This window comes from Streptomyces sp. NPDC002324 (assembly GCF_053593335.1).
In genome coordinates, this window is record NZ_JBSFCF010000022.1 from 1 (window position 1) to 25,890 (window position 25,890).

At 70.3% G+C, this 25,890-nt stretch carries 21 protein-coding genes and 4 pseudogenes; 17 read left to right on the forward strand and 8 right to left on the reverse strand.

What is annotated here, in order from left to right:
* Nucleotides 1-84: pseudogene (locus ACWCRJ_RS26125) on the forward strand (transposase); the annotation flags it as partial.
* Nucleotides 85-95: 11 nt separating this feature from the next.
* On the opposite strand, the gene ACWCRJ_RS26130 reads toward ACWCRJ_RS26125, so the two are convergent.
* Nucleotides 96-725 carry a TetR family transcriptional regulator gene (locus ACWCRJ_RS26130; RefSeq protein WP_450941573.1) on the reverse strand — a complete coding sequence of 210 codons (630 nt, stop codon included), beginning with the start codon at nucleotides 723-725 and terminating at the stop codon, nucleotides 96-98.
* A gap of 126 nt (nucleotides 726-851) precedes the next feature.
* Between ACWCRJ_RS26130 and ACWCRJ_RS26135 the strand changes: the two genes are divergently transcribed.
* Entirely contained in the window at nucleotides 852-1,844 is a 993-nt protein-coding gene (locus tag ACWCRJ_RS26135) for an aldo/keto reductase (RefSeq protein ID WP_450941574.1), read from the forward strand.
* A gap of 31 nt (nucleotides 1,845-1,875) precedes the next feature.
* Here ACWCRJ_RS26135 and ACWCRJ_RS26140 read toward each other — a convergent pair.
* Nucleotides 1,876-2,523: pseudogene (locus ACWCRJ_RS26140) on the reverse strand (IS5 family transposase); the annotation flags it as partial.
* A gap of 916 nt (nucleotides 2,524-3,439) precedes the next feature.
* Nucleotides 3,440-4,150 (reverse strand): hypothetical protein, encoded by a 711-nt coding sequence (locus ACWCRJ_RS26145; RefSeq protein ID WP_450941575.1) that lies wholly within the window; start codon nucleotides 4,148-4,150, stop codon nucleotides 3,440-3,442.
* A 433-nt stretch (nucleotides 4,151-4,583) separates the two neighbouring features.
* Between ACWCRJ_RS26145 and ACWCRJ_RS26150 the strand changes: the two genes are divergently transcribed.
* The 3 genes from ACWCRJ_RS26150 (at nucleotide 4,584) to ACWCRJ_RS26160 (ending at nucleotide 7,993) form a co-directional block, all read left to right on the forward strand.
* Complete coding sequence (locus ACWCRJ_RS26150) at nucleotides 4,584-5,507, forward strand: hypothetical protein (protein WP_450941576.1); 924 nt, start codon at nucleotides 4,584-4,586, stop codon at nucleotides 5,505-5,507.
* A gap of 940 nt (nucleotides 5,508-6,447) precedes the next feature.
* Nucleotides 6,448-6,897, forward strand: coding sequence for a hypothetical protein (locus ACWCRJ_RS26155; RefSeq protein WP_450941577.1), 450 nt, complete (start codon nucleotides 6,448-6,450; stop codon nucleotides 6,895-6,897).
* Between the two features lie 658 nt (nucleotides 6,898-7,555).
* Entirely contained in the window at nucleotides 7,556-7,993 is a 438-nt protein-coding gene (locus tag ACWCRJ_RS26160; protein ID WP_450941578.1) for a hypothetical protein, read from the forward strand.
* A 210-nt stretch (nucleotides 7,994-8,203) separates the two neighbouring features.
* Here the strand turns inward: ACWCRJ_RS26160 and ACWCRJ_RS26165 are convergent, their stop codons facing one another.
* The 4 genes and pseudogenes from ACWCRJ_RS26165 to ACWCRJ_RS26180 all read right to left on the reverse strand — a co-directional run bounded on the left by ACWCRJ_RS26165 (nucleotide 8,204) and on the right by ACWCRJ_RS26180 (nucleotide 12,277).
* A complete protein-coding gene (locus ACWCRJ_RS26165; protein WP_450941579.1) occupies nucleotides 8,204-8,419 on the reverse strand; it encodes a hypothetical protein in 216 nt (71 codons plus the stop codon).
* 109 nt (nucleotides 8,420-8,528) lie between these two features.
* Entirely contained in the window at nucleotides 8,529-9,725 is a 1,197-nt protein-coding gene (locus tag ACWCRJ_RS26170; RefSeq protein WP_450941580.1) for an ABC transporter permease, read from the reverse strand.
* Nucleotides 9,725-11,219, reverse strand: a pseudogene (locus ACWCRJ_RS26175) (sugar ABC transporter ATP-binding protein). Before ACWCRJ_RS26175 ends, ACWCRJ_RS26170 begins: the two are co-directional and overlap by 1 nt.
* 263 nt (nucleotides 11,220-11,482) lie before the next feature.
* Nucleotides 11,483-12,277: an IclR family transcriptional regulator gene (locus ACWCRJ_RS26180; protein ID WP_450941581.1), complete on the reverse strand. Its 795-nt coding sequence runs from the start codon at nucleotides 12,275-12,277 to the stop codon at nucleotides 11,483-11,485.
* Between the two features lie 180 nt (nucleotides 12,278-12,457).
* Between ACWCRJ_RS26180 and ACWCRJ_RS26185 the strand changes: the two genes are divergently transcribed.
* From ACWCRJ_RS26185 to ACWCRJ_RS26220, 8 genes and pseudogenes are all read left to right on the forward strand, one after another.
* Nucleotides 12,458-13,417 (forward strand): cyclase family protein, encoded by a 960-nt coding sequence (locus ACWCRJ_RS26185; protein WP_450941582.1) that lies wholly within the window; start codon nucleotides 12,458-12,460, stop codon nucleotides 13,415-13,417.
* Nucleotides 13,417-14,505: an NAD(P)-dependent oxidoreductase gene (locus tag ACWCRJ_RS26190; RefSeq protein ID WP_450941583.1), complete on the forward strand. Its 1,089-nt coding sequence runs from the start codon at nucleotides 13,417-13,419 to the stop codon at nucleotides 14,503-14,505. The genes ACWCRJ_RS26185 and ACWCRJ_RS26190 overlap by 1 nt, the downstream gene beginning before the upstream one ends.
* Nucleotides 14,506-14,589: 84 nt before the next feature.
* Entirely contained in the window at nucleotides 14,590-15,063 is a 474-nt protein-coding gene (locus tag ACWCRJ_RS26195) for an NAD(P)-dependent oxidoreductase (protein ID WP_450941584.1), read from the forward strand.
* Nucleotides 15,060-15,833: an SDR family NAD(P)-dependent oxidoreductase gene (locus tag ACWCRJ_RS26200; RefSeq protein ID WP_450941585.1), complete on the forward strand. Its 774-nt coding sequence runs from the start codon at nucleotides 15,060-15,062 to the stop codon at nucleotides 15,831-15,833. Before ACWCRJ_RS26195 ends, ACWCRJ_RS26200 begins: the two co-directional genes overlap by 4 nt.
* An 83-nt stretch (nucleotides 15,834-15,916) precedes the next feature.
* Nucleotides 15,917-16,960 (forward strand): annotated as a pseudogene (locus tag ACWCRJ_RS26205) (alcohol dehydrogenase catalytic domain-containing protein).
* A gap of 61 nt (nucleotides 16,961-17,021) precedes the next feature.
* The gene (locus ACWCRJ_RS26210; protein ID WP_450941586.1) at nucleotides 17,022-17,888 is read left to right on the forward strand and encodes an NAD(P)-dependent oxidoreductase; all 867 of its coding nucleotides are present in this window, start codon (nucleotides 17,022-17,024) and stop codon (nucleotides 17,886-17,888) included.
* Between the two features lie 312 nt (nucleotides 17,889-18,200).
* Nucleotides 18,201-18,356 carry a hypothetical protein gene (locus ACWCRJ_RS26215; protein ID WP_450941587.1) on the forward strand — a complete coding sequence of 52 codons (156 nt, stop codon included), beginning with the start codon at nucleotides 18,201-18,203 and terminating at the stop codon, nucleotides 18,354-18,356.
* Between the two features lie 12 nt (nucleotides 18,357-18,368).
* Nucleotides 18,369-19,091: a peptidoglycan recognition protein family protein gene (locus tag ACWCRJ_RS26220; protein ID WP_450941588.1), complete on the forward strand. Its 723-nt coding sequence runs from the start codon at nucleotides 18,369-18,371 to the stop codon at nucleotides 19,089-19,091.
* Between the two features lie 296 nt (nucleotides 19,092-19,387).
* On the opposite strand, the gene ACWCRJ_RS26225 is transcribed toward ACWCRJ_RS26220, so the two are convergent.
* The gene (locus ACWCRJ_RS26225) at nucleotides 19,388-19,765 is read right to left on the reverse strand and encodes a MerR family DNA-binding transcriptional regulator (RefSeq protein WP_450941589.1); all 378 of its coding nucleotides are present in this window, start codon (nucleotides 19,763-19,765) and stop codon (nucleotides 19,388-19,390) included.
* A gap of 74 nt (nucleotides 19,766-19,839) precedes the next feature.
* Between ACWCRJ_RS26225 and ACWCRJ_RS26230 the strand changes: the two genes are divergently transcribed.
* From ACWCRJ_RS26230 to ACWCRJ_RS26245, 4 genes are all read left to right on the forward strand, one after another.
* Nucleotides 19,840-20,568, forward strand: a complete 729-nt coding sequence (locus ACWCRJ_RS26230; RefSeq protein WP_450941590.1) for an SDR family oxidoreductase — start codon at nucleotides 19,840-19,842, stop codon at nucleotides 20,566-20,568.
* Between the two features lie 963 nt (nucleotides 20,569-21,531).
* Entirely contained in the window at nucleotides 21,532-22,509 is a 978-nt protein-coding gene (locus tag ACWCRJ_RS26235; protein ID WP_450941591.1) for a phage baseplate protein, read from the forward strand.
* A 1,077-nt stretch (nucleotides 22,510-23,586) separates the two neighbouring features.
* Complete coding sequence (locus ACWCRJ_RS26240; RefSeq protein ID WP_450941592.1) at nucleotides 23,587-23,991, forward strand: hypothetical protein; 405 nt, start codon at nucleotides 23,587-23,589, stop codon at nucleotides 23,989-23,991.
* Complete coding sequence (locus tag ACWCRJ_RS26245; RefSeq protein WP_450941593.1) at nucleotides 23,988-25,889, forward strand: GMC family oxidoreductase; 1,902 nt, start codon at nucleotides 23,988-23,990, stop codon at nucleotides 25,887-25,889. Before ACWCRJ_RS26240 ends, ACWCRJ_RS26245 begins: the two co-directional genes overlap by 4 nt.
* The last annotated feature ends 1 nt before the right edge of the window (nucleotide 25,890 follow it).

The window sequence follows — 25,890 nt, forward strand, 5'->3', positions numbered from 1 at the left end:
ATCCGCCGCTACATCATCTGGCGAAACCGTCACGCCGACGATCAACGGCTACGAGCAGTGGTCGACAGGGCGAACGTTGCCTGATGCGGCACTAGTCAGACCGCTCGGGGGAATAGCTGCTCGACTGCGGTCACCACGGCGGCGCGGCGGGCCGCGGTGGAGGAGTCTGTGGCGTGCTCGGCCGCGGCTTCGGCGAGTTCGGGTTGGGCTGCCCAAGTAGTGGCGATCTGGTTGACCAGGGCGAGGACGTCGGCCGGGTCCCAGGCGGGACTGAGTTGCCCGGCCTGCTGAGCCTGGCGCAGTTGGTCGAGCTTGCGGGTGATGACCGCCCGGGTGGGATCGGCTTCTGTGGCCGCAGCGTCAGCCAGTTCGAGGCGACCCCAGGTGATCAGGCGGTGATGGTCCGGGCGGGCGGTGAAGTAGTCGAACAGCCGGCCCGCGTAGCCGGGAAGGTCGGACGGGTCTATCTGGGTGGCTTCGGCGATGACGGAGAGCTCTCGCGCGGCGACATGGGCGTAGAGCGCTTCCTTGCTGCGGAAGTAGGCGTAGACCCGCTCCTTGCTGGTCCGGGCCAGTTTGGCCATGCGGTCGACGCGGGCGCCGGCGATGCCGTGGCGGGCGAACTCCTCCATGGCAGCGGCGAGGATCCGCTCGCGCGTGGTGTCGCTGCTGCCAGAAGCAGCAGCGTGCGCTGGTGCCTGGCCGGAGTCGGGGGAATGGGACATAACCCCAGGATAAAGCACCGAACGGTTTGGTTTGGCGCTGCAGGGCATCTGCGCGTAACGTTAAAACCGAACAGTTCGGTTCGACCCGTTCGGGGTGGGGCCGACAAGCACGGAGGAAATGAACTCATGCAGCTCCGCAACCTGGGCTCTCAGGGCCTGCGCGTCTCGGCGCTCGGTCTCGGCGTCATGGGCATGTCCATGGCCTACGGCACCTCGAACGATGACGAGGGCACCGCGACCATCCATCGCGCCCACGAACTCGGGATCGACTTCTTCGACACCGCCGAGCTGTACGGCGCCGGTACTGGCAGCAACGAGATCCTGCTGGGCAAAGCTGTCCGGGACTTCCGCGACGAGGTGGTCCTGGCCACCAAATTCGGCTTCGACATGACCTCCCAGCCGCTCGGTTCCGGCTTCAACAGCCGCCCCGAGAACATCCGCGAGGTCGCCGAAAACAGCCTGCGCCACCTGCAGACCGCCCACATCGACCTGTTCTACCAGCACATCTCCGACCCCAACGTCCCCGCCGAGGAAGTCGCGGGCGCCGTCGGTGAACTGATCACCGAGGGCAAGGTCAGGTACTTCGGCCTGAGCAACGTCGGCCCCCAGTACATCCGCCGAGCCCACGCCGTCACCCCGGTCTCCGCCCTCCAGTACGAGTACTCCCTCTTCGAGCGCGAGGTGCAGGAGGAGATCCTCCCCGTCCTGCGGGAGCTCGGCATCGGCCTGGTGCCCTACTCCCCGCTCGGCCGAGGCTTCCTGACCGGAGCGGTCAAGCCCGCGAGCGAATACCCCGCGGACGACATGCGCAGCTGGGACGAGCGCTGGCAGGGCGAGAACTACACCTACAACCTCCGCGCCACCGAACAGCTCAAGGAACTCGCCGCGGCCAGGGGCATCACCACCGCCCAACTCGCGCTGGCCTGGCTCCTCGCCCAGGGTCAGGACGTCGTGCCCATCCCCGGCACCCGCAGTGCCAGGCGTCTCGAGGAGAACGCCGGCGCGGACAGCGTCCAGCTCACCGACGCCGACCTGGCCGACATCACCGAGATCCTCCCCCACGGCTCGGCGGGCAGCCGCTACCCGGCCGCGACACTGTCCAGCTTCACCACCGACTGATCCCGCAGACGCCACAACGCCTCTCCACCGTTCATGTGGTGAGGCGCCGGTGGCAGATGAGAGCGGCGGCTATGCCGACGAAGGCGAGGAAGTGCTCGGGCTTGCGTTCGTAGCGGCGGTGCAGACGACGGCATCCGCCAAGCCAGGAAACCGTACGTTCAACGACCCATCGATGACGGCCGAGCCGCTGCGAGGGCTCGATGCCCTTGCGGGCGATGCGGTGGCGTATGCCGCGGCTGCGGAGCCATCGTCGCAGGTGCTTGTAGTCGTAGCCCTTGTCCGCATGCAGTTTCGCCGGGCGTCTGCGTCGAGGTCCGCGGCGGGAGCGGATGGGCGGGATGCCGCGCACAAGCGGTTCCAGGGCCTGGCTGTCGTGCATGTTGGCTCCGGAGATGCCCAGCGACAGCGGCGTCCCGTTCCGGTCGGTGAGCAGATGAATCTTCGATCCCGACTTGCCACGATCGGTCGGATTCGGTCCCGACAGCATCCCCTCTTTTACGGCACGGATGCTGACCGAATCGATCGCGCACCGGGACCAGTCCAGCTCACCCCGGGCACCGAGTTCATCCAGGACCACGCGGTGGAGCCGGCCCCAGACCCGGTCCTGGCTCCACTGTGTGAACCTCCGGTACACCGTCTGCCAGGCCGGACCGAACACAGGCGGGAGCTGCCGCCACGTCCGCGCCGCTGGTCATCAGTCCGGTCTCGATGGCCAGGCCCCGCAGCCGCGTAACCCACTCGACTTCCGCCCGCGGGAAGCCGCAAGCGGCCGGGAGTGCGACGCGTGAGCGCTTGGCGGCCCACTCCCAGGCCCGCTCCGCCATGAGCCCTGGAGTACGGCGGCGAACCCGCTCGGCAGTGAACAGCTCCGCCAGAGCTGCGCGCCGTCCCGGAGATCGTGCCCGGCGTCGCGCAGATGTCGGATGCGACCGCGCGCTGGACGGCAAGCTGATCGCATGGGACACCGCGGGCCGCCTCGCGTTCGCACGGTTGCAGAACCAGCTTGCCCGGCCACGGAGCTGGTGCGGACCGAGCAGCGATGAAGTGGCCCGGCCCACTTCGTCGTATTTGATCCCCTGCGGTCCGGGAGGGACGCGACCGGGTGGCCGTACCGGCGCCGGGCCGCGCCGGAGTCGGAGTTCGCCACGCGGAGGTTGTCGGCACCATGGGCCCTGTGCCCGTCGACCACCCAGGCTGACGTCGTGCGCGAGTGACTGAGGTGGGCGTCGGTCTGGATGGAAGAGGTGGCCTGCAAGAACGCACGAGGCGATCATCATGTTCGGTCACCGGTCCCCGGTCGATCCCCGCACGCCGCTGCTCGGCAGTACGACGACCACGGGGACCTTCAGTACATCAGCCGCACCGTCCGTCTGGAAGTCAGCGTCGATATCGCCCGCGACAGTTCCGGCCGGTGGCGGCACCCCGCCCGCTGGCACCGCGCATGACCCGACCTCCAGCCCTCTGACGTCCCCCTGACACCAGCAGCGTCTCCCACTTCCTCGAACGGAGCCGTCCCGGCCGACGGATCGGTACGCTCGGGCGTTGGCGCGCAGGCGCCATGCCTGCCCCCGGCCGGCCGCACGAGCTCGAATTCGCTACGGCGTGTACGGGGCGTCGCTGTGGTGCAGTTCCACCATGGTGGGCTCGCTGACCTGGTACACAGCGGTACGGGTGAGGGTGACGACGGCCGCCGGGTCGTCATCGCCGCGAGTGCGGTAGACGACGGTCACCTGTCGTGGTGCCCCGCCGGACGGGAAGTCGATGGAGACCACAGGCGTACGGTCGCCGAGCTCGGCGGCGGCCGCGGGGACGGGGGTGCCGCCGTCGTTGCGCCAAGTCACCAGCGTGTAGAACTTTCCGGTGCCGCCGGTCGAGATCTTCAGGGCTCCCACGGCGTCGGGCGCGCTGTCCCCGGCGATGTCACCGATCGCGCACTGCGGCTGCAACTCGATCACGACACCGTCCGCGCCCTCCCAGCGTCCTGCGCTGAGGGCGGCTCCCGAGATGCCGTATCCCTCCAGCCCTCCGCCGTCCAGAGACGCGTTCCTCAGCTGCTCGCAGGTCAGGGCCTTGGCGCCGCCGGGTGCCGTACCGCTCGGCTTCGGGGACGGAGGCGTGGTGGGGGTTCCGGGTGTCTTCCCCGGGCTGTCGGGTGTCTTCCCAGGGCTGTTGGGCGTCTTGGCCGGTGTGGCGGTCGCCGGCTTCGACGTCTTGTCCGGCTTCCCGCTCACGGCCGCTTCCCCCGCAGCCGAGTCCTTCGGCCCGCAGGCCACGACCAGCCCCGCGACCAGCCCTGCGGCGGCCATCCGGGACACCCGTCTCGCCCATCCCTTGGATCGGTTCACTCGTCACTCTCCGTCGCACCATGGCCCGGCATTCCCGCTGGGCAGGAGCGGAGACGCGGACGGGTGGGGGACGGTTGCACCGAGTTGTCCCTGTTCCGTAACTCCCGGACCCTGCCCGGCGGAGCGGACGGGGGCGGCCCAGCGGCTTCAGCCGCGTACCGGACGGCGACGATCCCGCCGCCCTCGCGGGCAGAACGCGGCCTCCGGCTCGGTCTCGGCGAAGAGCTGGTCCCGCTCGCCCCGACCGTCGACACCGGGGCCGCGTAGGCCGCGTCCGAATCGCAGGCCGCCGACGCGGCGGGTGCTTTCCGCCTGCACACCGCCGATGAGGGAGGTGAATGTACTGAGTAGTTGTACTCATGTCCGCCGGAACACGGGCTGGCAGCCTTCTGGCATGACGAGTGGCAGAGGCGCACTGACAGCACTTCATCTCCTTCTGGTCTGGGCGACGATGGCGGCCGCGATGCCGGTATTCGGATTCGGGCTGCTGATGGCCGGCTGGGGCGGCGGCGACGGGGCGGTCGTCTCGGCCTTCGCTCTGGGCGTGCCGCTGACGGTGATCCTGCTGGCCACGGCGGGCCTCCCCGCGCGGACGGTCGTGCCGCTGTGCGATTCCACGCCGCGTCGATTCGGCTGGGCGGTCCTGGTGTTCGTCCTCGGCACGCTCGGCGTCCTGGCCGGCCTGGCCGCCTACGGCGGGGAGGTCGACCTGGGGAGCGCGGGCATGCGGATCGCGCTGACCGGATTGCCGTACGCCGTGGCCGCGGCGTTCTTCGTACCGAGCCAGCGGGTGCGGCTGGGGGCGATCGCCGTGCTGGCGGCATGCGTGGTCTACGGGGGCCTGGTCGGTCCGGAGCAGGCGGAGCAGCGTCGGCACGCTACCGAGGTCGCGCGGTACCGGGAGCGTCCCGAGCTGCTGTATGTGGGAGACACCCCGCCGGGGATGCGGGTCTCCCAGGCTGTGGTGGGAGGCGGCCAGTTCAGCGTCGACTACCTCCCGGTCGAGCCGGATCAGGGCGGATACGTGAACCTGACAGTCCGCTCGCCGCACACGCCGAAAGCGACATGCGCTCTGCTCGTGCAGAAGGGCGTGACCTGCACCATGGACGAACGCGGCGAGATCCGGGTGGTCAGTGCTCTCCCCGACGACGGCCACCACATCAGACTGATCCGCGAGCACCGCGGCGCGGAGGTCGAGGTCTCCAGCCAGTCCCTCGACGAACCCGGCCTGCGCCACCTGCTGAACACACTGCACCCGCTGTCCGACGAGGAGCTGGAGAACATGATGCGAGAAAAGACGATCACCCAGGGATCCTGAACACGCGGTCTGCCGAAGCGGGCGGCGGCTCCCGTCTCAGCCCGATTCGGGGGGAAGGCCTGCGCGCACGAGATGTTCCTGGCGTTGGCGCTGTGCCGGGTACTCCAGCCCTGGGTGAGCCGAGCGACGAGCAGTAGCCCTCGGCCGCCCTCGTCGAAGTACCCAAAGTCACCCTGCCGATCAGATGTCAGTCAAGACCAGCCTTTGCACCCTGGCCTCACCGCCGCCCGGGCCGGGCAGCGTGCCGAGGCCAGGGCGATGGCAGAGGAGGCCCGACGCGCCGCACGCCGTCTGTCGCCGGTGGTTCCGCCGGGCCGGCCATTCGCGATCAGCCAGGCCGCCGTCGACGTGCACATGGTCGGCGTGCACTGGGCACTCGCGCACCCACACGGTCGGCCCGCTACTCGGCGACGCCCGCGCCGCACTCGATGCCGGGAAGAACCTGCGGCCCGAGCAGCTCCCGACCGCCGAGCGCTGGGCCCGCCCGGGCACCGACATCGCGCGTACCTGGTGTGCCTGGCAACGGCCCGAACAGGCCGCCCACCCCCTCCCGGACGCTCATAGGGCGAGTCCCGGCCAGGTCCGCGATCAGCGATCAGCGATCAGCGATCAGCGATCAGCGATCAGCGACATCGTTATCGAAAGCGCCGACCGGCACCCGCAGGTCTGGTGTGCGCGCACTGCACGCCGCAGTGACACGCGCCTGCTGACGCCCGGCGCGGCGGCGCCGCCCGCAGCCTCATGCGGCTCGCGCGCTGCGGTCGCGCCGCTTCTGCCTGCGCCCGTGCCACCACTTCCGCGTGGGCCGACCAGGGTGGAGCCTCACGGACGTCCTGCCGCTGTGACGGTCAGTCCGAGCGGCCCTCATCGCTCTCGTCGTCGTCATGGTCCTTGAGGAATTTGGTTGCGGTGGATCAGGCGGATGCGGTGATACTCCGACATGAGTAGAGACGCAGAGGTCATCGTGCTCGCCCGCTGGTCGGACGAGGTGATGGAACCGCTGACCCAGGAGGACCCGGAACGCACGTGGCGAGGTCGCTTCGTCCCTATAGCGGGGCACTGGGGTTACGAGTTCGGGTGGGCCCTGGAGTTCGAGAAAATGCATGCCCGCAAGGGTCTGCTCAGGCACCTGGAGTCGCTGCCGTGGCCGCATCCGCATACGGTGCAAGTTCTGCTTCGCGACCAGGACGACGACTGCTTCGGGCTATGGATGTTCCACGAGGGCCGACTGGTGGAAATCACCATTGCGCGCACCGAGCGTTTCCACCAGCCGGCACCGCCCAACGAGGACTGCGAACCCGACCCGGGCATGCTGCTACGCACCGACCAGGACACGGCTCTGCCCGAGCAGACCCCAGAAGCACGCCGCGACACCCGCTCACCCTGGTAGACCGAGTTCGACAGCTCATCCGGGGACGTCAGGGCTGTCGACGCGCGCGTGCTCAGCGAACTGCGTCGCCACTACCCAGGTGCTGACAAGCTCTGAACGAGGCGTTTCACTGCGTACGGAGCCATAGGCGGATCGCAGCCACGGTGACCGTCCCATGGAAGACGTACGCCTGGCGGATTGGTGCCGTCGCGGTCGACGGGGCGGGCGATGGCGGATGTTCCGCTGCAGGTGCAGTCGGTGGCCTTCCCTCTTGCCATGGTGCGGTGAGCCGGCCGCTGACCTGGCGCCAGGAGGTCGGCCGCAGACCCCATCGGCCCGAGGGCGTAGGCCTGTGGGCCGATGTCGCGCGGGTGATCAATCGGTGGGCTGACGCCGCAGGGGCGGGCAGGTGACAGCGTTGCCCTGTGCCCACGGACCGGCCGTCCCGGCACGATTGACGATTCGTGACCACGGCTGAGACAACGATCATCGACTTTGATGGCGGCGTCGCTCCCCCTGGCACCCCTCCTCAGCCCAGGTCCGGACGCCGGCTTCGGGCTGGCTCCTGGGCGGATCCAACGGGTGCGCCTGTCAGGTACGCGGGTTCCCGAGCCCGGCGGCTGGGGTCGTCGGCGGTATTGAGGTGACGACGGTGCGCTCTCCTGCGAGGCTGCAGGGCATGGAGAGTGAGTTGCTGGACGCCGAGGACTACGCGTCGGTTCATCGTGCCACGCGGCTGCTGTCCACGCGTTACCACAGCGTCCTGAGCCTGAACGCCCGCATGGAGGCGTGGGCGGAGTTCGTGGCGGACGTCGAGGAGGGCTTCGACACGATGTGGGCCTGGGAGTTCTCCCATGACATCGCCGATCGCGACTGGCTCCACGACGCCTGGCCGATCCTGACCGAGCGGGTACGCAGGCACCGTCAGGCCGAACTCGACGCCCTGGACGCGCGCTTCCACGTGGCCACGGGACCGACAGAGCCGTTCGGTACGAGCCGGAGCCCGATGACAGAGCACGCGCGGTGGTGGCGGTTCCGCTACCCGCTGCTGGTGACCGGAGATCCGGCTGAGCCACTGCCTCCCGCATGGTCCCCGGCACCCGTCCACATCGAGTGACCAGGGCACACCGTTGCCGGACGGCGGGCGTACCCATCTGACGGCCGCCAACCAAGCAGTATGTGATCTTGATGCGCCGGAGTAGGAGTGGCGCGGCAGCCAGCGGGTAGACGGCGGAAGATCGGCCGGGGATGCGGCGGAACGCCTGGGGAGGTCGACCACCGCATCCTCGCCCGATCCACCCGGCGAGTCGTGACAGGAGCCGGATACCTATCGGCCATGACCATGGGGGCCCAGGCCGAGGAAGCGGTTCTCGCCGCTGAGGAACGCCTTGGCGAGGACGGCGAGGCAGCCGCCCATGGTGTCGGCCGCGGTGCCGGCGGTGCCGGACTGGGACCCTCGGGTGCAGCCTGCGGCGAAGGCGGTGACCACGGCGAGGGCGGCCACGGTTCTCAGCGTCGCCTTGCGGGTGTGGTGGTGCGACACGGACGGCTCCTTGAATGACGTACGGGGAGGGGAGGAAAGCAGCGGGGGCGTATCGAGGGGATGGAGGTGGGGTCGGACGCCTCGACGTGAAGGGGCGCGGCGGTGCGGATTACTCCGGTGTCGCGGCCGGTGACGGGGGTGTGGATTCCGCGGAGGAGAGGGACGTCTGCACGGAGGCGGACGGCGCGGCGGACGACGACGGCTCGGACAGTGACGTGCGGGTGGCGTTGGCGCCTGCGCGCAGCCTGCGGCGGGCGGAGTAGCCGGCCAGGCCGACGGCGAGGAGGAGGGTGCCGCCGTGGAACAGGGAGGTGGCCCAGAATTCGGCCCCCATCTGCTGGATGCCGGCGAGGCCGATGGCGAGGATGGCGACGGCGACGACCGTGCCGGCGGCGTTGGCGCGGCCGGGCTTGATGGCGGTGGACCCGAGCAGGGCTCCGACGAAGGCGGGCAGCAGGTAGTCCATACCGACGCTGGGGTTGCCGATCTGCTGCTGGGCGGCGAGCAGGACGCCCGCGCAGCCGACCACGAGCCCGGAGCCGGCGAAGGCGTAGATGCCGTAGCGGCGGGTGGGGATGCCGACCAGGTCGGCGGCTCGGGCGTTGGAGCCGATGAGGTACAGGTAGCGGCCGAGCGGCAGCCGTTCCAGGAGCAGCCAGAGGACGACGGCGAGGCCGAGGACGTAGAAGGCGGGGACGGGCAGGCCGAGGAGTTTTGAGTCGTACAGGTCGGTGAAGGCCGGGGGCAGTCCCTGCGGGCCGGGGACGATGCGGGCGCCGTCGGTGATCCAGCCGGTGCAGGCGTACAGCACGCTGCCGGTGCCGAGGGTGGCGATGAAGGAGTCGATCTTGGCGAACTCGACGAGCAGTCCGTTGAACACTCCGATGATGCCGCCGCCGATGATGACGACCAGGCAGGCCATGGGCCAGGCCCAGCCGTTGTTGACGATGAGCTGCATCGTCAGCACATGGGCGAGGCCGAGGCCGTAGCCGACGGAGAGGTCGAACTTGCCGGTGACGATGGGGATCATCGCACCGAGGGCGAGCATGGCCGGGATCGACTGGTTGGACAGTATCGAGGAGATGTTGTCGAGGGTCGGGAACGTGTCCGGCAGGGCGAAGGAGAAGACGAGGAAGAGCAGAACGGTGAGGGTGAGCAGTCCGTAGGTGCCGATCAGATGGCCGCGTGCGCGGCTGCCGCTGGACCGGCGGGCCGAGGATGTGGTGTCCGTGCGCTTGCTCCTGTCGATGTCGCTGCCGGTCGTGGTTCCCTGATCGCGGCGGGAGGATGTGGTCTCGGTGGCCATCAGTGGTTGCCCGTTCCGGTCAGCGCCGGCATGGCCGACGCGGCATGGGTGAGTTCGGTGACGGTGAGGGCCGCGCCGGACAGTTCGGCCGTGACCGCCCCCCGGACGAAGACCAGGGCGCGGTGGCAGACGTCGGCGACTTCCTCGAAGTCGGCGGAGATGAGCAGGACGGCGAGTCCTTCGGCGAGGGCGTCGTCGAGGAGGCGGTAGATCTCGGCCTTGGCGCCGACGTCGACTCCGGCGGTCGGTTCCTCGAGGATCACCACGCGGCGGCTCAGGCGCAGCCAGCGGCCGATCATGATTTTCTGCTGGTTGCCGCCGGAGAGGGTGGCGATAGGGGCCTCGGGATCGCCGGGGCGTACGCCGAACCGCTCGACGAGTGACCTGGCCTGGGCGCGTTCCCGCTTGGGGTTGACTCAGCGCCACGGGGAGCGGGCGTCTGCCCGGGGGTTGGCCAGGAAGTTCTCGCGGACAGAGAGTTCGAGGGCGCAGCCCTCCTCCTGCCGGTTGCTGGTGACGAAGCCGATGCCCGCGTCGACGGCGGCGGAGACCGAGCCGGGGCGGTAGGGCCTGCCGTCCAGGAGCACCTGGCCGCCGGTGAGGGGCCGGGCGCCGGCGAGGGCGCGGCCGAGGTGCATGTGTCCGGCTCCGGTGAGGCCGACCATGCCGAGGACTTCCCCGGCGCGCAGTTCGAGATCGACGGGGCCGGCGCCCTCGGTGATGGCGCCGGACATGCGCAGCACGGTGGAGTCGGAGGCAAAGGTGGTGCGCGGAGCCGCGGGACGGTGGCTCTCCGGCTCGTGGCCGACGATGTCGCGCACGATCCGGTCGGGGCCGTGGTCGGCGAGGAGGCCCTCGCTGATGAGGTGTCCGTCGCGCAGGACGGCGTAGCGGTCGGACACCTGGTACACCTCGTCGAGGCGGTGGCTGACGTAGACGATGGCATGGCCTCGGTCGCGCAGGGTGTGCAGGACGTCGAAGAGCCTCGCGCAGTCGGCGGCGGGGAGGCTGGCTGTGGGTTCGTCGAGGACGATGAGGCGGGCGCGGGTGGCCAGCGCGCGGGCGATGGCCACGAGGGAGCTCGGCGCGGGTGAGGTCGGCGACGGCAGCGTCCGGGTCGAGGTGCCCGGCGACTATCTCCAGGGCCTCGGTGCAGCGCCGACGTACCTGCCGCCAGGAGACGAGCCCGGCGCGGCGGGGGTAGCCGGTGCCCAGGGCGACGTTCTCGGCCACGGTCATCCATTCCACGAGACCCAGGTCCTGGTGGATGAAGGACATCTCGGCGCTCGCGGCGCCGGAGCCGAGGGGGTGGCCGGCGACGGTGACCTGGCCCTCGTCGGCGCGATAGACACCAGCGAGAACCTTGATAAGTGTGGATTTTCCGGCACCATTGTGCCCCAACAGGGCAAGGACGCTGCCGGCGTGGATGTCGAGGTCCACATCGGCGAGCGCGAGAGTGCCGCCGAACCGCTTGCGCAGGCCGCGGATCGTCACGATCGGGCGGGAGGCCGCGCGCCCGCCGGGGGACGAGAACTGGCGGCTATGTCGTCGGGAGCGTCGTTCACGGACTTCTCCGGGTTCTGCAGACCGAGGACCGATCCATCGGCTCGACCAGCATCCTGAACTCAGCACAGCATGTTGGTCAATACTCCCGTTGTCATGAGTTGCCCGAACGTTGCGGCGGCCGTACGGACAGATGTCCGTACGGCCGCCGCGACGACGATCACCCAAGGCGGTGGCGGGGCGCCCGCCTCACCTCATCGGCCCCCCTGGGACGCCCCCCGCGGGAGCATGGGGTTCTCCATGCCCGCCGCGATGGCGCGCAGATCCTTCAGAAGTGCCGCACGGAACTCGTCGTCGAGCCGCGCCTTGAGCACGGTGACGCTGATCGCGAAGGGCGCCGAGTCGGTGCGGAAACCGGATACCGGCACGGCCAGACACAGCACACCCGCCGTCGCCTCCTCGTCGTCGACCGCGTAACCCCTGGCCCGGGCCCGGGCCAGGTCCTGGAGCAGTGCGGGCACCGAGGTGATGGACCGTTCACTCAGCGCGGGCAGGGTACGGCCGCGAAGCCGGTCCTCCGCCACCGCCGGATCCAGCGTGGAGAGGATGGCCTTGCCGGTGGCCGTGCAGTTCGCGGGGAAACGGTCGCCGATGTTGGCGGTGAGCCGCAACGGCTGGGTGCCGTCGTACCTGGCCAGGTACAGCACGTCCAGGCCGTCGAGAACGGCCACCCGGGCGGTCTCCTGCGAGATGTGCGAGCTGCGTCGGCACAACTCGTAGAAGTCGCGCAGCTGGTCCACCGTGGACAGATACCGGCCGCCGAGCTCCACCAGCTTGCGCCCGAGCGCGAAGCCCGCGCCGTTGCGCGTGATCATGCCCGCCGCCTCCAGGGAGGCGCAGAGATTGCCCGTCGAGGACTTGGGCAGGTCCAGGGCACGCGCGATCTCGCTGACCGACAGCGGGCGGCCTTCCGCCTCGCCGAGCACGTCGAGAATCGCCACCGCTCGGGTCACCGCCGGGACGAGGCTTCCCGGGTCGCTTGCGCTCACCGTCGGTTCCACCCATCATTCTGTTCGAAGTTCAGCATGTTGTTATTGTCTCTCGTCTGTCGCCGAACGACAATGCCGTCGCCGCGCGCTTTGCGTCGGGATTCGCCGAGTCCGCCGACCGTAGCGCGCCTTGTAGGCCGGCCGACGACACCCTCCGAGCCCTGGAGCGCTGAGCACCTCATGACCAGCAGCCCGACCGACTCCCCGCCCCCTCCGCCCGACAACGGCCCCCCGCTGTCGCGTGAGGAGTTCGACTCCCTCTTCGCCGCCGTACGGACCTGGGGCACGTGGAGCCCCGCCGACCGCGGCGCGTGGAACCGGGTCACCCCCGCCCACGTCCAGCGGGCCACCGCCCTGGTCCGCAGCGGCGTCACCGTCCCCATGGCCCTGCCCTGGAACACCGTGCCCGGCCCCGACAACGGTAAGCCCGCGCTGCACTACATGTCCGACCTCGGCGACGTCGAGGCCCCCGAACCGTCCTGTCACAAGGACTTCATCGCCGTCGACTACCACGGCAAGGGCGTCAGTCACCTCGACGCGCTGTCCCACATCGCCTATCGCGGTCAGCTCTACGACGGCCGCACCGCCCGCGAGGTGGTCGACGCCGCCGGCGCCCACTTCGGCGCCGTCTCCGCGCTGGGCCCCCTCGTCACCAGGGGCGTACTGATCGACCTGCCCGCCGCCCTCGGCATCGACTGGCTGGAGCCCGGCACCGCCGTGCACGCCGAGGACGTCGTCGCCGCGGAGAAGGCGCTGGGCTTGAGCATCGGCGAGGGCGACGCGGTGCTGCTGCGTTCCGGCCACTTCCGGCGGCGCGCCGAACTCGGCCCCTGGAACCCGGACGACGCGAGCGCCGGCTTCCACGTGGACGCCGTACCCCTGCTGGCCGAGCGCGGGATCTCCCTGCTCGGCGGTGACGGCGACAGCGACGTACGGCCCTCGCCCGTCGAGGGGCTGCACTCCCCCGTGCACGCCCTCACCATCACCGCGATGGGCGTACCGCTCCTGGACAATCTCGACCTGGAGGCGCTGTCCGCCGCCTGCGCGGCGCAGGGCCGGTACGAGTTCCTGCTCGTCGTCGCGCCGCTGAACATCCCCGGCGGCACGGGCTCGCCCGTCAACCCGGTCGCGGTGCTGTGATGGCGGGCCCCCCGTCGGCCGGCGGCCCGTTCACCGTCGGGTTCAGCCGCGACTTCCTCGACGCGGACGGGCGCAATGTATGGGGCGACATCCGGCTGGGCGAGCTGGACGCCGCCGGGATCGACTGGCACTACCTGCCGCGCGATACCGACGAACTCCTCGCCCCGGACATCGACGGCCTCGACGCCGTCCTGTTCGCGGCCCCCGCCGTCACCGCCCGCTCCTTCACCGGCCTCACCAGACCCCCGGTCCTCTTCGCCCGCTTCGGGGTCGGCTACGACGCCGTCGACCTCGACGCCTGCACGCTGCACGGCACCCTCGTGACCATCACCCCGGACGGCGCCCGGCGGCCCGTCGCCACCGCCGCCCTCACCATGCTGCTGGGGCTCCTGCACCACATGACCGCCAAGGACCGGCTGGTACGCCAGGGACGCTGGGCCGAGCGGGAACAGTGGATGGGGCTCGGGCTCACCGGCCGCCGTATCGGCCTTCTCGGACTCGGCAACACGGCCCGCGACCTCGTCGGACTGCTCCGGCCGTTCGACACCGAGATCATCGCCTACGACCCCTACTGTCCGTCGGAGACCGCCGCGGAACTGGGCGTACGTCTCGTCGACGCCGACACCGTGCTGGCCGAGCCGGACGCGGTCATCGTGATGTGCGTGCTGACCGAGGAGACCCATCACCTGGTGGACGCCAGGCGGCTGTCCCTGATGCGGCCCTCGGCCGTCCTCCTCAATGTCGCGCGCGGCCCGATCGTCGACGAGACGGCACTGATCGACGCACTGCGGGCGGGCCGCATCAGAGGCGCCGGCCTGGACGTCTTCGAGACCGAGCCGCCCGATCCGGACAACCCGCTGCTGCGCATGGACAACGTCGTCCTCAGTCCGCACAGCCTGGCCTGGACCGACGAGATGTCCGCGGGCATTGGCGGCAGCGCGGTCCGGGCCGTGCTGGACGTCGCGACCGGCCGGCTGCCGCGCTTCGTCGTCAACCGGGCTGTGCTCGCTCACCCCTACCTCTCCGAACGGCTGGGCGCGCTCGCGGAAGACGCGGGCCGGCACGCGCGGGCGGGGGTCAGGCCGTGAGCCCACCGCCCTCCCGGTCCGACACCGTCGGCTTCGTCGGGCTCGGCGCGATGGGCCTTCCGATGGCAGTCAACCTGGCGCCTGATGCTCGGCGGCGAGGCCGAGCACGTCCAACGCGCCCGGCCCGTCCTCGGCGCGCTGGCCTCGCGACTGACACACCTCGGTCCTGCCGGTTCCGGTCAGCTGGTGAAGTCCGTCAACCAGGTACTGGTCGGCTGCGGATTCGCCGCGCTCGCCGAGGCAGCCGCCCTGGTACGCAGGGCCGGTCTGCCGCCCCGGCAGGTGCTCACCGCCCTCACCGGAGGCAGGGCCGACTCGGCTCTGCTCCAGGAGTTCTTCGTCAAGTTCGCCGAGGCCGACCTCTCCCCCACCGGACGCGTCGGCAACATGGTCAAGGATCTCGACGCCGCCCGCGACCACGCGCGGTCCGCCGGCATACCGCTTCCGATCACCACCGCCGTGGTCGAACTGCATCGATGGCTCGGCGCGGCCGGCCACGGCGACGCCGACAACGCGGCACTGATGCACTACTACGCCCCCCTGGAGGTGCGGCCGTGAAGGCTCCCGCCCTGTTCGACCTCACCGGCCGCCGGGCCCTGGTGACCGGCTCCAGCAAGGGCATCGGAGCCGCACTCGCCACCGGGCCGGCCGAGGCGGGTGCGGAACTCGTCCTGAACGGCCGCGATCCCGGGACGCTGGAACGCGCCCGGCAGAAGCTGTCCGAGACCACCGGTGCCAAGGTGCACACGGCGGCCGTCGACGTCACCGACGAGGAGGCCGTACGACAGGCGATCCGGGAGATCGAGGACGCCACCGGCCCGCTGGACATCCTCGTCAACAACACGGGGGTGCAGCACCGCGAACCGATGCTGGACATCTCCGCGGAGAACTTCGAGCGGGTGCTGCACACCAACCTCACGAGCGCCTTCCTCGTCGGCCGCACGGTGGCCGCCGGGATGGTCCGGCGAGGCCACGGAAAGATCGTCAACGTCTGCTCCGTACAGACCTGGCTGGCCCGGCCCGGCATCGCCGCCTACGCGGCTTCCAAGGGCGGCCTGGCCATGCTGACCCGCAGCATGTGCGCCGAGTGGGCGGGATCAGGGCTGACCGTCAACGCCCTCGCCCCGGGCTATGTGGTCACGGAGCTGCCCCGCCCGCTGGTGGACGATCCGGCCTTCGACTCGTGGATCCGGGGCCGCACCCCGGCCGGGCGCTGGGCCACGGTCGAGGACCTGGTCGGCACGCTGGTATGGCTCGCCGCACCAGCGTCCGACTTCGTCAACGGTCAGGTGATCGCCGTCGCCGGCGGACTGACCGCGGTCGTCTGACGCATCACCACCCCTGTACGAACCGATCGAAGCAGCCGAGCAGCCGAGCATCCGAAGCCTTCGACGGAGAGCGGGACGAGAACATGGACTCAGCGACGACGCGCGCCGTGGTGGCGCACGGCGCGGGCGACCTTCACCTGGAGGAACGCCCGGTGCCGGTGCCCGGCCCCGGCGAGGTCGCGGTCGACATCCGGTACGGCGGCATCTGCGGTTCCGACCTGCACTACTGGCGCCACGGCGCGGTCGGGGAGTTCCGGATCCGCGAGCCGCTGGTGCTCGGCCACGAAGTCGTGGGCTGGGTGCGCGAGGCGGGCCCCGGCACCCCGGCACCGCCACCCGGGACACCGGTGGCCGTGCACCCGCTGGCCTCCTGCGGCAGCTGCCGCCAGTGCCTCGCCGGTCGGCGCAACACCTGCCTGGACACCGGCTACCTGGGCAGCGCCGCGCGCAACCCCCATGTCCAGGGCGGCTTCGCCGACGTCATCATCGTCCCCGCCGAGCGGGTGCTCCCCCTGCCCCACGGCCTGGATCTGCGGCTGGCCGCCGTGGTCGAGCCGGCCGCGGTCGCCTGACACGCCGTGCGGCAGGCCGGGGACGTACGCGGCAAGCAAGTGCTGGTCACCGGAGCGGGTCCCATCGGCTGCCTCGTGGTGGCGGCGCTCCGGGCCGCCGGCGCCGCCGAGATCATCGTGACCGATGTGCACGAGGCCCCGCTGGCCATCGCCAAGCAGGTGGGCGCCACCTCGACCGTGCGGGTCGGCGTCGGCGCCGACGGGCTCGACGAACTCGCCGCGGACCTCGCCATCGAGTCCTCCGGCAGCCAGGCGGGACTGCGCACCTGCGTGTACGGGGTCGACCGCGGGGGCCTCGTCGTGGGTCTCGGCCTCCTGCCGCCCGGCGACACTCCGGTGGCGGCCAACGCGCTGATCACCCGGAAAGTGCGACTCGTCGGCTCCTTCCGCTTCGACGACGAACTCACCGACGTCCTGCGGGCGCTGGCCGACGGCAGCCTCCCGGTGGACCCGGTGATCACCTCCGTAGTACCCGCGGCCGACACCCAGGCAGCGTTCGAACTCGCGGCCGACCCCGCCCGCTCGTGCAAGGTGCTGCTGGACTTCGAGGCCTGAAGACAGCCGGAAACACGGACCTCACCCGCCCCGATCCTCTTCGCCTGCAACGGAGTCGAACATGTCCGGCACACCCACCGGCCGCCCTCGCGTGGCAGTCGGCCGCACCGGCCTTCCCGGTGACGGCCTCGGGCGCCTCGCCGCCCGCTTCGACGTCACCGGCTGGCCGGAACCCGCCCCGCCGACCCCGGCTGAACTGGCCGAGCTGGCCCAGGACTGCGAGGGGCTGCTGGTTCTCGGCAGCGACCGCGTCGACGCCGCGCTGCTCGACGCGGCGGGGGCCCGCCTGCGGGTCGTCGCTCTCGCGTCGATGGGCTACGACGGCATCGACGTGGCAGCCGTCATGGAGCGCGGTGTCGTCGTCACCCACACGCCCGGCGTACTCGCGGACACCACAGCCGACGTGGCGATGGCGCTGATCCTCATGGCCCGGCGCCGCCTGCCCGCCAGCATGGACAGTGTGCGCCGCGGCACCTGGGGCGCCTTCCGCATGGACGCGTTCCTGGGGCTCGACGTGCACGGCGCGACGCTCGGGCTGATCGGCTACGGCCAGATCGCCCGCGCCAGAGGACTGATCGGCGCCGCCGAACTCGCCCTGCTGAGACCGACCACGACCCTGGTCAACACCGGACGCGGCGGAGTGGTGGACGAGGAGGCCCTGTTGGGCGCGCTGCGCCGCGGCGAACTGCACTCGGCGGGGCTGGACGTGATGACCGGTGAACCGCGTTCCCCGTCCGACCCGCTGTTCGCCGAGCCGCATCTGGTGGTACTGCCGCACGTCGGCTCGGCGACGGAGGCGACCCGTGCGGCCATGGTGGACCTCGCCGCCCGCAACATCGAAGCGGTACTGGACGGGAAGGCCGCCCCCACCCCGGTCCCCGGCACATCGGGCAGGCCCGGCACATCCATGCCGCGGGCCACCTCATGACGCGTGACACCTTTGCTACGGCCGTTGCGGTGGGGCAAGGTGAGGCCGGCGTTCACGGCGGGCCGGTCGATGTCGAGGCGAAAACGGGGCCACCACCTCGTCGAGAGGGCCAGGCCGGCCGCCACCGGACCCGTTGAAGTGGGTGGTGTGCGGTCGGAGGCGCTGCGCACCACGGACACGCGCCCCGACCGAAATTGACAGGGTTTGCCCACGGGGCGAACCTGGAATCAGACGCCCTGATCGGCCTTTCAGAAGTGCGTAGGGCAACCAGAATCGCGTTCGTCGACTCCCGCCGCGTCCGAGGGGACTCGCATGCACGGGCATGTGCGAACCCTCCCCGGTGACGAGCCGATCTCCGTGATCAAGATCCGACGCCCGACGGCCGTACCTGCCCCGGCTCAGGTCATCGAGCCGTATCTCCTCCTCGTCCAGCCCCCAGACCATCTGTTGCGCGAGTTGCGCGACTGAAAGGACGGCGTCATGCCCGAGAACAACGTCGACGACGAGGACGTGAAGGCGGCCATCGAGAGGTCCGACACGGGCGATGGCCCCGGCACCGACAACATTGACGACCTTCCTGAGAGCGACTTCGTCGGCTTCGCCGAGGACTACGCGAAGGCCGACCCCCGAGCGGCCGGCACCATCCCCTACGACCGTCCCGTCGCGGACTTCATCGACGAGCTCAGCGCGACGGGCCACGTCACCCACACGTCGTACAAGAAGACGTCGGTCACGCTGCACCACAACGCCGGCCGGCTTTCGCACCAGGGCGTGCTCGACGTCTGGAGGGTACGTCCGGCTTCGGCCCACTTCGACGTGGACGCCGCCGGCGCCGTCGCCCAATACGTCAAGGTGCACGAGTACGCCTGGGCCGTCGGCAACACGTTCGGCAACCAGAGCTCGATCAGCATCGAAATGGCGAACGCGACGCTCGCGCCCAACTGGACGGTCAGCGAGGTCACTTGGAAGAACGCCGCACGTCTCGCCGGCTGGCTCTTCGCCGAGGTGATCGGCGAACGCCCCAGCCGGAGCAACCTTTTCTATCACCACCACTGGTCCTCGACCGTGTGCGCCGGCCCGCACATGGACCAGATCTACGACGAGGTCCTCACCGCGGCACGGGTGGCGTACGACCACTTCAAGGATGCACACCCCACCCTCCGTCCGGACACCGAGCCGGTACCGGTCGAGCGCCAACGCTGACCACGGCCCAGCACCCTGAGGAAAGAGGACTTCGACGAAGCCGAGGAGGTGCGCCGGGGGAGGCCCGGCCCACGACTCCGGTTGTGACCGTGACCCGAACGAGGAGGAGTTGGCCCGCTCGACGCGCGCGCCCAGCGGCGTCGCCGCGTACTGAAAGGGCAAAGGCGCCCTCTGCGTACTTGGCCCAAAGGGGCGGACACGCGGCGGAGTTCTTCGACATATCGAGCGGCGTGGCCGAGGCCGCCGACAGCACTCAGATCCTGCTCACGCAAGACGGTCAAGGCCCGTCGAGTGACCTACGGGTGCGTGTCCGTGACCGCGATGACGCCGTCGAGGCGGTCCAGGGCAGCCTGCAAGTCGTCGACCTTGGCCTGGATGCGGTCCCGCTCGGTGCGCAGCATGGCTCGTTGCTCGGCGTCGGTGTGCCCGGAGGCCCAGCACGGAAGGAGTTCCGTGATCCTTCGACTGGTCAGGCCGGCGGCGAACATCTGCTGGAAGAAACGGACCAGGGGGACGGCATCCTGCCGGTAGAGGCGCTGGCCGGATGGGCTGCGCTCGGCGATGAGCAGCCCCTGCTGCTCGTAGTAGCGCACGGCGCGTACAGAAACCCCGGCACCCCGCGCCACCTCGCCGATGCGGATCAGCCGTTCGGCCGCGGCCTCTGTGGCGGTCATGGTGAGTCCTCTCATCCCAGCCCTGTGGAGCAGGACTTGCCTCTGACGTTAGCGTCAGGTTCTAGCGTAGCGGCATGGACATCAACAACTCAGTTGCCCTTGTCACCGGAGCCAACCGCGGTCTGGGCCGCGCCTTTGCCCAGCGCCTGCTCGAACGGGGAGCCCGCAAGGTCTACGCGACGGCTCGCCGACCCGAGTCCGTGGACCTCCCCGGGGTCGAGGTGCTGCCTCTCGACATCACCGATCCCGTATCCGTGCGGGCCGCAGCCGAGGCCGCCCCGGACGTCTCGGTGCTCATCAACAACGCGGGGATCATTACGGGGACCGACCTGGTGGCCGGTTCCTTGGACGCGGTGCGGCACGAGCTGGAGACCAACATGTTCGGCCACCTGGGAATGATCCGGGAGTTCGCGCCGACGCTCGCCGGGAACGGCGGGGGTGCGATCGTCAACGTCCTCTCCGCCATGTCATGGTTCGCAGGCAAGGGTGCCAACGCCTACCACCTGGCCAAGGCCGCCGCCTGGGCCATGACCAACGGCGTCCGGCTGGAACTCGTCGAGCAGGGCACGCTCGTGACAGCGGTGCACCTCGGCCTGGCCGACACCGACATGGCCGCGGGCTGGCCCGTCGCCAAGATCACGCCGTCGGACCTGGCCGACGCGGCGCTCGACGGTGTCGAGGCGGGCTCCGCCGAGGTCCTCGCCGACCAGTGGAGCCGGGACGTCAAGTCCCGGCTACCGCTGACGCCGGAAGAGTTCAACGCCACGATGGACCGCGCCCTGTCGGCGCTGATGGCGGTATGAGGTCCCATCGGGCTGCACCGACCTGGGTCATGGCTTCTGCGCTCATGCGTGGTTAGCCCTGGAACTGGCGCCAGGGGACCACGACATCCGGCATGTGTCGTAGAAGGTGCAGCCCAGGTCGGACTCCTTGCGGATCGGGTCGACGCCCCCAGATTCGCTCGCTGAGGGGCTGCTGGTGCCGGTTGTCAGTGGGAGGCTGTCAAGTGAGGCCCAGCTGTAGGGCTGGACGGCACCGAACATCGGCGCCGGGGACTCGTCCTCCTCGTCCGCATGCTCGACATCCGTCGCCTCCGCAGTGTCTCGGCGTGCCCGGTGGCTCGGCTGCCCGTCCGGTCGCTGCGCGGATGTCCTCCACCAGCAGCGGTGTATCCGTGTGCGACGGCTTGTGGAGGGCCTTCCCGAGGTCAGCATCGACGTGGACGAGAGGTTCGTGGTCGAAGCCGCGTTCAGCCGCCGAGACGGTTGCGCGGCGGGCCGCGAGCCTGTCCGCAGGTGCCTGGCCGGCACCTCATCCTCGCCGTCAGCAACGTCATGGCGATCGGCGTCATGACCGCCTTCCGCGACGCCGGACTGGTCCCCGGTCGGCTCCCTGGGCGTTCAGACCGCGCGTCGCGCACGGCCCCACCACCGCCGTCGCTACGGCGACGGTCTCTCCCGGACGGGTCCGGGCTTCCGCCCCGCCCCTGCCAGCCACCGCGCTTGTCCGGACGAATCCGGTGAGCGGGCATACGCGGACCACGACCACGCCGGACGGCCCCCTCGACTCCCCCTGCCGGCTGGAACAGCTGGAAGCCGACCGGTTCCCCTTGCCTGACCATCCCTCATCTGCGCGCGTCGGACGCCGGTTGTGCCGGTCCGGTGCCGCAGTCGTGACGGACTCCGCCCGATCCGGAACGACGGCCGGCCCAGGAGATAGCATCACCCACTTCTGCCCTCTCCCCCACCATGCTTCGGAGTCCCCCCATGCACCACCCTCACCGTCTTCCCTTCTCCCGCCGCGGCCTCATACGCACCGGCGCCGGCGCCTCGCTAGCCGCGCTGGGGCTCGGTGCCGGCGCGCAGACGGCTTCCGCGGCGGTGGCCGGCACCAAGAGGTTCGATCTCACGGAGCCGTCGTACGACCTGTTCCGGTCCAAGGACACACACGGGGCGCGGGTGCAGCAGAGCTTCGCCTTCGACTGGGTGAACAAGTTCCTCTTCGTGGCGACCAAGCGGAGTGACAGCCCCGAGTCCGCTGGTGACCTGTGCATCAACAAGATGGACTTCGACGGGAACTACATCTCGTACATGCACCTCAACGGCTTCGGTCACGGCGTCGCATTCGCCGCGCTGCCGAGCGGTTCCGGCACCGAGCTGTGGATCGAGTGCGCCGCGAACACCGCCGGATACGGCACCGCACTCACCCCCGTCCGGTACGCCGCAGGCACCACGCTGAGTTCACCGGCCGGCTCGGCCGCCTACCGGCCCATCTCGGGGGCCACCGAGTACACCTGTTCCGTCGACCCGGTCTACCAGCGCATGATCGTGCGCTACCACAGCAGTTCCGGCAAGCGCATCGCCGTATACCCCCTCTCCGCCTTCGAGACGGGCAACTTCGGCTCGCCGCTGGTCGACTTCAAGCAGCCGGCGATCTCCGGCACACCGCAGGGCTACACGTTGTACGGCTCGTACATGTACTACCTGACGGGTGACGCGTACCCCGGCGACGGCACCCCCACCGGTGACGGCAACACCCACGTCACCAGCATCGACATCAACACAGGCACCGTGAAGCAGGGGCCTGTCCTCACCAAGGCCGGCTCCACCCTGCACCACCGCGAGCCCGAGGGTCTGGCGATCTACCGCACCGACGCCGGTGAGGCCCGCCTCTTCATCGGTTTCGCCACCGGTGTGGAGGGCGACCGGCGCTCCAGCATCTTCTACAAGAACGCGCTGATCTGAGCCGTCCGGGCCGTGACAAGGCGGGTCCGCTGCCCGGCTCCCCCTCGCGCATCGCGTGCGGTGGGAGCCGATGGCACGTCCAGTGCTCCGACACCGAGCGGGCCGGTGTCCCCCGTCCCAGGGGTGTCTCCAAGGTCACGCCCAGCACCCACGGCGCCCGGCACGCCGGGCACACACGACGGCGACAGCACACGGGCCTGCTACCGCGTACGCGCGCAAGCGAGTCGCGACAACTCCTCGCCGCTCGATTCGCGGTTCAGTCGCCTGCCGGTACAGCTCTGCGCGCGGCCGCCGGGGGGTTGCGGCAGTCGCGGGGCGGGCCAGGTCGGGTTCCATCGCCAGGCTGACCACGCGGCGGACTCGGTGAACGGGCCGGAACGTACGGCCAGCATCGCGAGGACCTCGTCGCGGGCCGCATCCACGGCCTGGTGGTCGGTATCGGTGACGAAGCCGCCGTACGTGCGCGTACTCGTCTTCGTCCGTCGTAGTGACCGGTCTCCGTCGTCGCGGGCCTTGACGTACAGAGCCGGCCGGCGGGTCTCGGCTCCCGGCGAGCAAGCGGCCACCAGGGGCCTCGCTCGTGTCGGCGACGACGCGCGGAGCGTGCTCGCTCCACACCCGGCCGGAGCGGGCGGTGCACATCGCGTCGCACCAGCGTCTGTCCCGTCTCGAAGCTGCACACCGTACCGTTCCTCCTTCGCCGGATGCCTGCCCCACCGCGGCATCCGCAGGAGGCTGGACGGGCGGGCCCGCCCGTCTGCGCCCCTCGATCGTGCTCTCGATCTTCCGTACTTCGTCCTCGGCCCGCGCCGGCTCCTCGGCGTCGAGCCGGGCGAACGCGAGCTCGGCCTGCTTGTGCACCGGTCGGGCAAGCGGCGCAGGCGTCACCAGCCGAGGCCCAGCCTCCGGAGCCGGCAGGGTAAGCACGCCCGTCGGAGACACCGCTGGGGTCCTCGAACTTGAGGTGCAGGGGCGCGGCGATTCCCATAGTGTTCTATTAAGAGTGCTTTGGGGGGTTCTTCTTCCTCCTCGGGGGGTTCGGCGGTAGTTCCCGTCGCCGCACCGTCAGGAGACATGATGTCCACCCGGAAAGCCGCGCCTCGCGCTGTCTCGATCTACGCACTCGCCGGAATCCGGCTCGTCAACGGGGCCGCCGGACTGCTCGCACCCGGCCTGCTCATCCGGCGCCTCGACCCCGATGGTGAGGGGCCCAGTCCGGCGGCCGTGTACGCCTTCCGGCTCTTCGGGATCCGGACGATCCTGCTCGGCCTCGACCTGCTGACCAACCGCGACGAGCGGTTGCGGGACGACCTGCGCGACGGCGTCCTGATCCACGTCAGTGACACGGCGACGGCGGCCACCCTTGGTCTGAGCGGCCGGCTTCCACCGCGTACCGCGGTGCTGACCACGCTCATCTCGGCCGCCAACACGGTCCTGGCCGTCACCTCGCTCGCCAACTCGGTGAAGGGGAAGCGGAAGTGACGGAAGGACCCGATGCCGTTTCCCCGGCCGAGACGGGTTTCGACTACGTCGTCGTCGGCGCCGGGGCGGGAGGCGGGCCGTTGGCGGCCAATCTCGCCGCCGCCGGCATGCGCACCCTGCTGCTCGACGCGGGTGGTGCCCAGGAGAACGACAACTATCTGGTGCCCGCCTTCCACGCCGACGCCTCCGAGGACCCCGTCCAGTGCTGGAACTACTTCGTACGGCACTACGCCGATGAGCGGCAGCAGCAGCGCGACAGCAAACTCGTCCCCGACCGGGGCGTCCTCTACCCGCGTGCCGGGACGGTCGGCGGCTGCACCGCGCACCACGCGCTGATCACCGTCTACCCGTACAACCGCGACTGGGACGCGATCGCGGAGGAGACCGGCGACACGACGTGGCACAGCACGGCCATGCGCCGGTACTTCGAGCGGCTGGAACGCTGCACCTACCGGCCGCGGCCCAAGAAGCCCCCTGCCAACGCGCTGCTGGCCGCGCTGCTGAGGGTCCTGCCCTACGTGGGCGCCCGGTACCGCAACGACGCGCGCCACGGCTTCGACGGCTGGCTGCCGACCGCCCTGGCCGACCCCGAACTGGCCCTGCAGGACAAGCAGTTGCTGAAGGTCGTCCTCTCGGCCGCGGAGGACGCGCTGGCCGACCTCCTCGACCGGCCGCTGTCCCCGCTGGAGGGGTTCGGCTCCTTCGTCGACCCCAACGACTGGCGGGCGCAGACGCGTGCCCTGCAGGGGCTGTGGCAGATCCCCCTCTCCACCGCGAACGGACGGCGCAGCGCCGTACGCGAGCGAGTCGAGGCCGCACAGCGAAGTCATCCGGGCAACCTGGTGGTCCGAACGAACGCCCTGGCGGCCCGGGTCGTGCTGGACCGGAACGGAGCCGCGGTCGGCATCGACTATCTGGACGGGGCGCACGCCTACCGTGCCGACCCCGCGAGCCGGCCGGACGCCCGGCCCCCCGTCCTGCACAGGGTCCTCGCCTCCCGTGAGGTGGTCTTGGCCGCGGGTGCCTTCAACACGCCCCAGCTGCAGATGCTTTCGGGCATCGGCCCGCGTGAGGAGCTGCAGCGGCACCGCATCCCCGTACGGGTCGACCTCCAGGGCGTTGGCGCCCACCTGCAGGACCGGTACGAGGTCGGCGTGGTCAGCCAGATGGACCGCGAGTTCCCGGTGCTCAAGGACTGCGACTTCCACGCGCCGCGGTCCGGGACCGCACCGGACCGCTGTTACCGGGCGTGGCTGCGCGGCGAAGGCCTGTACACGACCAACGGCGCCGTCGTCGGTGTCACCCGCAAGTCCCGTCCGGAGCTGGACGCGCCCGATCTGTTCATCTTCGGCGGCCCCTTCGACTTCCGCGGCTACTACCCCGGCTACTCGCTCGATCTGACACGCCGACGGGACCACTTCACCTGGGCGATCCTGAAGAGCCGTACCCACAACACCGGGGGGCGGGTGCGGCTGCGCTCCGGCGACCCCCGCGACACCCCCCTGGTGAACTTCCACTACTTCGGCGAGGGCACGGACAAGGATGACGTGGATCTCGAAGCCATGGCCGGTGCCGTCGAGTTCGTGCGCGGGATGAACCGCAGGGCCGGCTCCGTGATCCTCAACGAGGTGTGGCCCGGCGAGGAGGTCGTCGGCCGCGACGACGTCCGCCGTTTCGTGCAGGACGAAGCCTGGGGCCACCACGCCTCCTGCACGTGCCGGATGGGACGGACGGACGACCCCTCGGCCGTCGTCGACAGCGAGTTCCGGGTGCGCGGAGTGGACCGCCTGCGGATCGTCGACGCCTCGGTCTTCCCCCGCATTCCCGGATTCTTCGTCGCCACCCCTATTTACATGATCAGCGAGAAGGCGAGCGACGTCATCCTCGCAACCTCTTAAG

Excerpts from the sequence above, each read along its gene's own strand:
- ACWCRJ_RS26170 (WP_450941580.1), bottom strand. The coding sequence starts at position 9,725 with ATGGCCACCGAGACCACATCCTCCCGCCGCGATCAGGGAACCACGACC.
- ACWCRJ_RS26145 (WP_450941575.1), bottom strand. The coding sequence starts at position 4,150 with ATGGCCGCCGCAGGGCTGGTCGCGGGGCTGGTCGTGGCCTGCGGGCCG.
- ACWCRJ_RS26210 (WP_450941586.1), top strand. The coding sequence starts at position 17,022 with ATGTCCGGCACACCCACCGGCCGCCCTCGCGTGGCAGTCGGCCGCACC.
- ACWCRJ_RS26150 (WP_450941576.1), top strand. The coding sequence starts at position 4,584 with ATGACGAGTGGCAGAGGCGCACTGACAGCACTTCATCTCCTTCTGGTC.
- ACWCRJ_RS26185 (WP_450941582.1), top strand. The coding sequence starts at position 12,458 with ATGACCAGCAGCCCGACCGACTCCCCGCCCCCTCCGCCCGACAACGGC.
- ACWCRJ_RS26160 (WP_450941578.1), top strand. The coding sequence starts at position 7,556 with ATGGAGAGTGAGTTGCTGGACGCCGAGGACTACGCGTCGGTTCATCGT.
- ACWCRJ_RS26135 (WP_450941574.1), top strand. The coding sequence starts at position 852 with ATGCAGCTCCGCAACCTGGGCTCTCAGGGCCTGCGCGTCTCGGCGCTC.
- ACWCRJ_RS26225 (WP_450941589.1), bottom strand. The coding sequence starts at position 19,765 with ATGACCGCCACAGAGGCCGCGGCCGAACGGCTGATCCGCATCGGCGAG.
- ACWCRJ_RS26235 (WP_450941591.1), top strand. The coding sequence starts at position 21,532 with ATGCACCACCCTCACCGTCTTCCCTTCTCCCGCCGCGGCCTCATACGC.
- ACWCRJ_RS26190 (WP_450941583.1), top strand. The coding sequence starts at position 13,417 with ATGGCGGGCCCCCCGTCGGCCGGCGGCCCGTTCACCGTCGGGTTCAGC.
- ACWCRJ_RS26155 (WP_450941577.1), top strand. The coding sequence starts at position 6,448 with ATGAGTAGAGACGCAGAGGTCATCGTGCTCGCCCGCTGGTCGGACGAG.
- ACWCRJ_RS26240 (WP_450941592.1), top strand. The coding sequence starts at position 23,587 with ATGTCCACCCGGAAAGCCGCGCCTCGCGCTGTCTCGATCTACGCACTC.
- ACWCRJ_RS26130 (WP_450941573.1), bottom strand. The coding sequence starts at position 725 with ATGTCCCATTCCCCCGACTCCGGCCAGGCACCAGCGCACGCTGCTGCT.
- ACWCRJ_RS26195 (WP_450941584.1), top strand. The coding sequence starts at position 14,590 with ATGCTCGGCGGCGAGGCCGAGCACGTCCAACGCGCCCGGCCCGTCCTC.
- ACWCRJ_RS26220 (WP_450941588.1), top strand. The coding sequence starts at position 18,369 with ATGCCCGAGAACAACGTCGACGACGAGGACGTGAAGGCGGCCATCGAG.
- ACWCRJ_RS26215 (WP_450941587.1), top strand. The coding sequence starts at position 18,201 with ATGCACGGGCATGTGCGAACCCTCCCCGGTGACGAGCCGATCTCCGTG.
- ACWCRJ_RS26230 (WP_450941590.1), top strand. The coding sequence starts at position 19,840 with ATGGACATCAACAACTCAGTTGCCCTTGTCACCGGAGCCAACCGCGGT.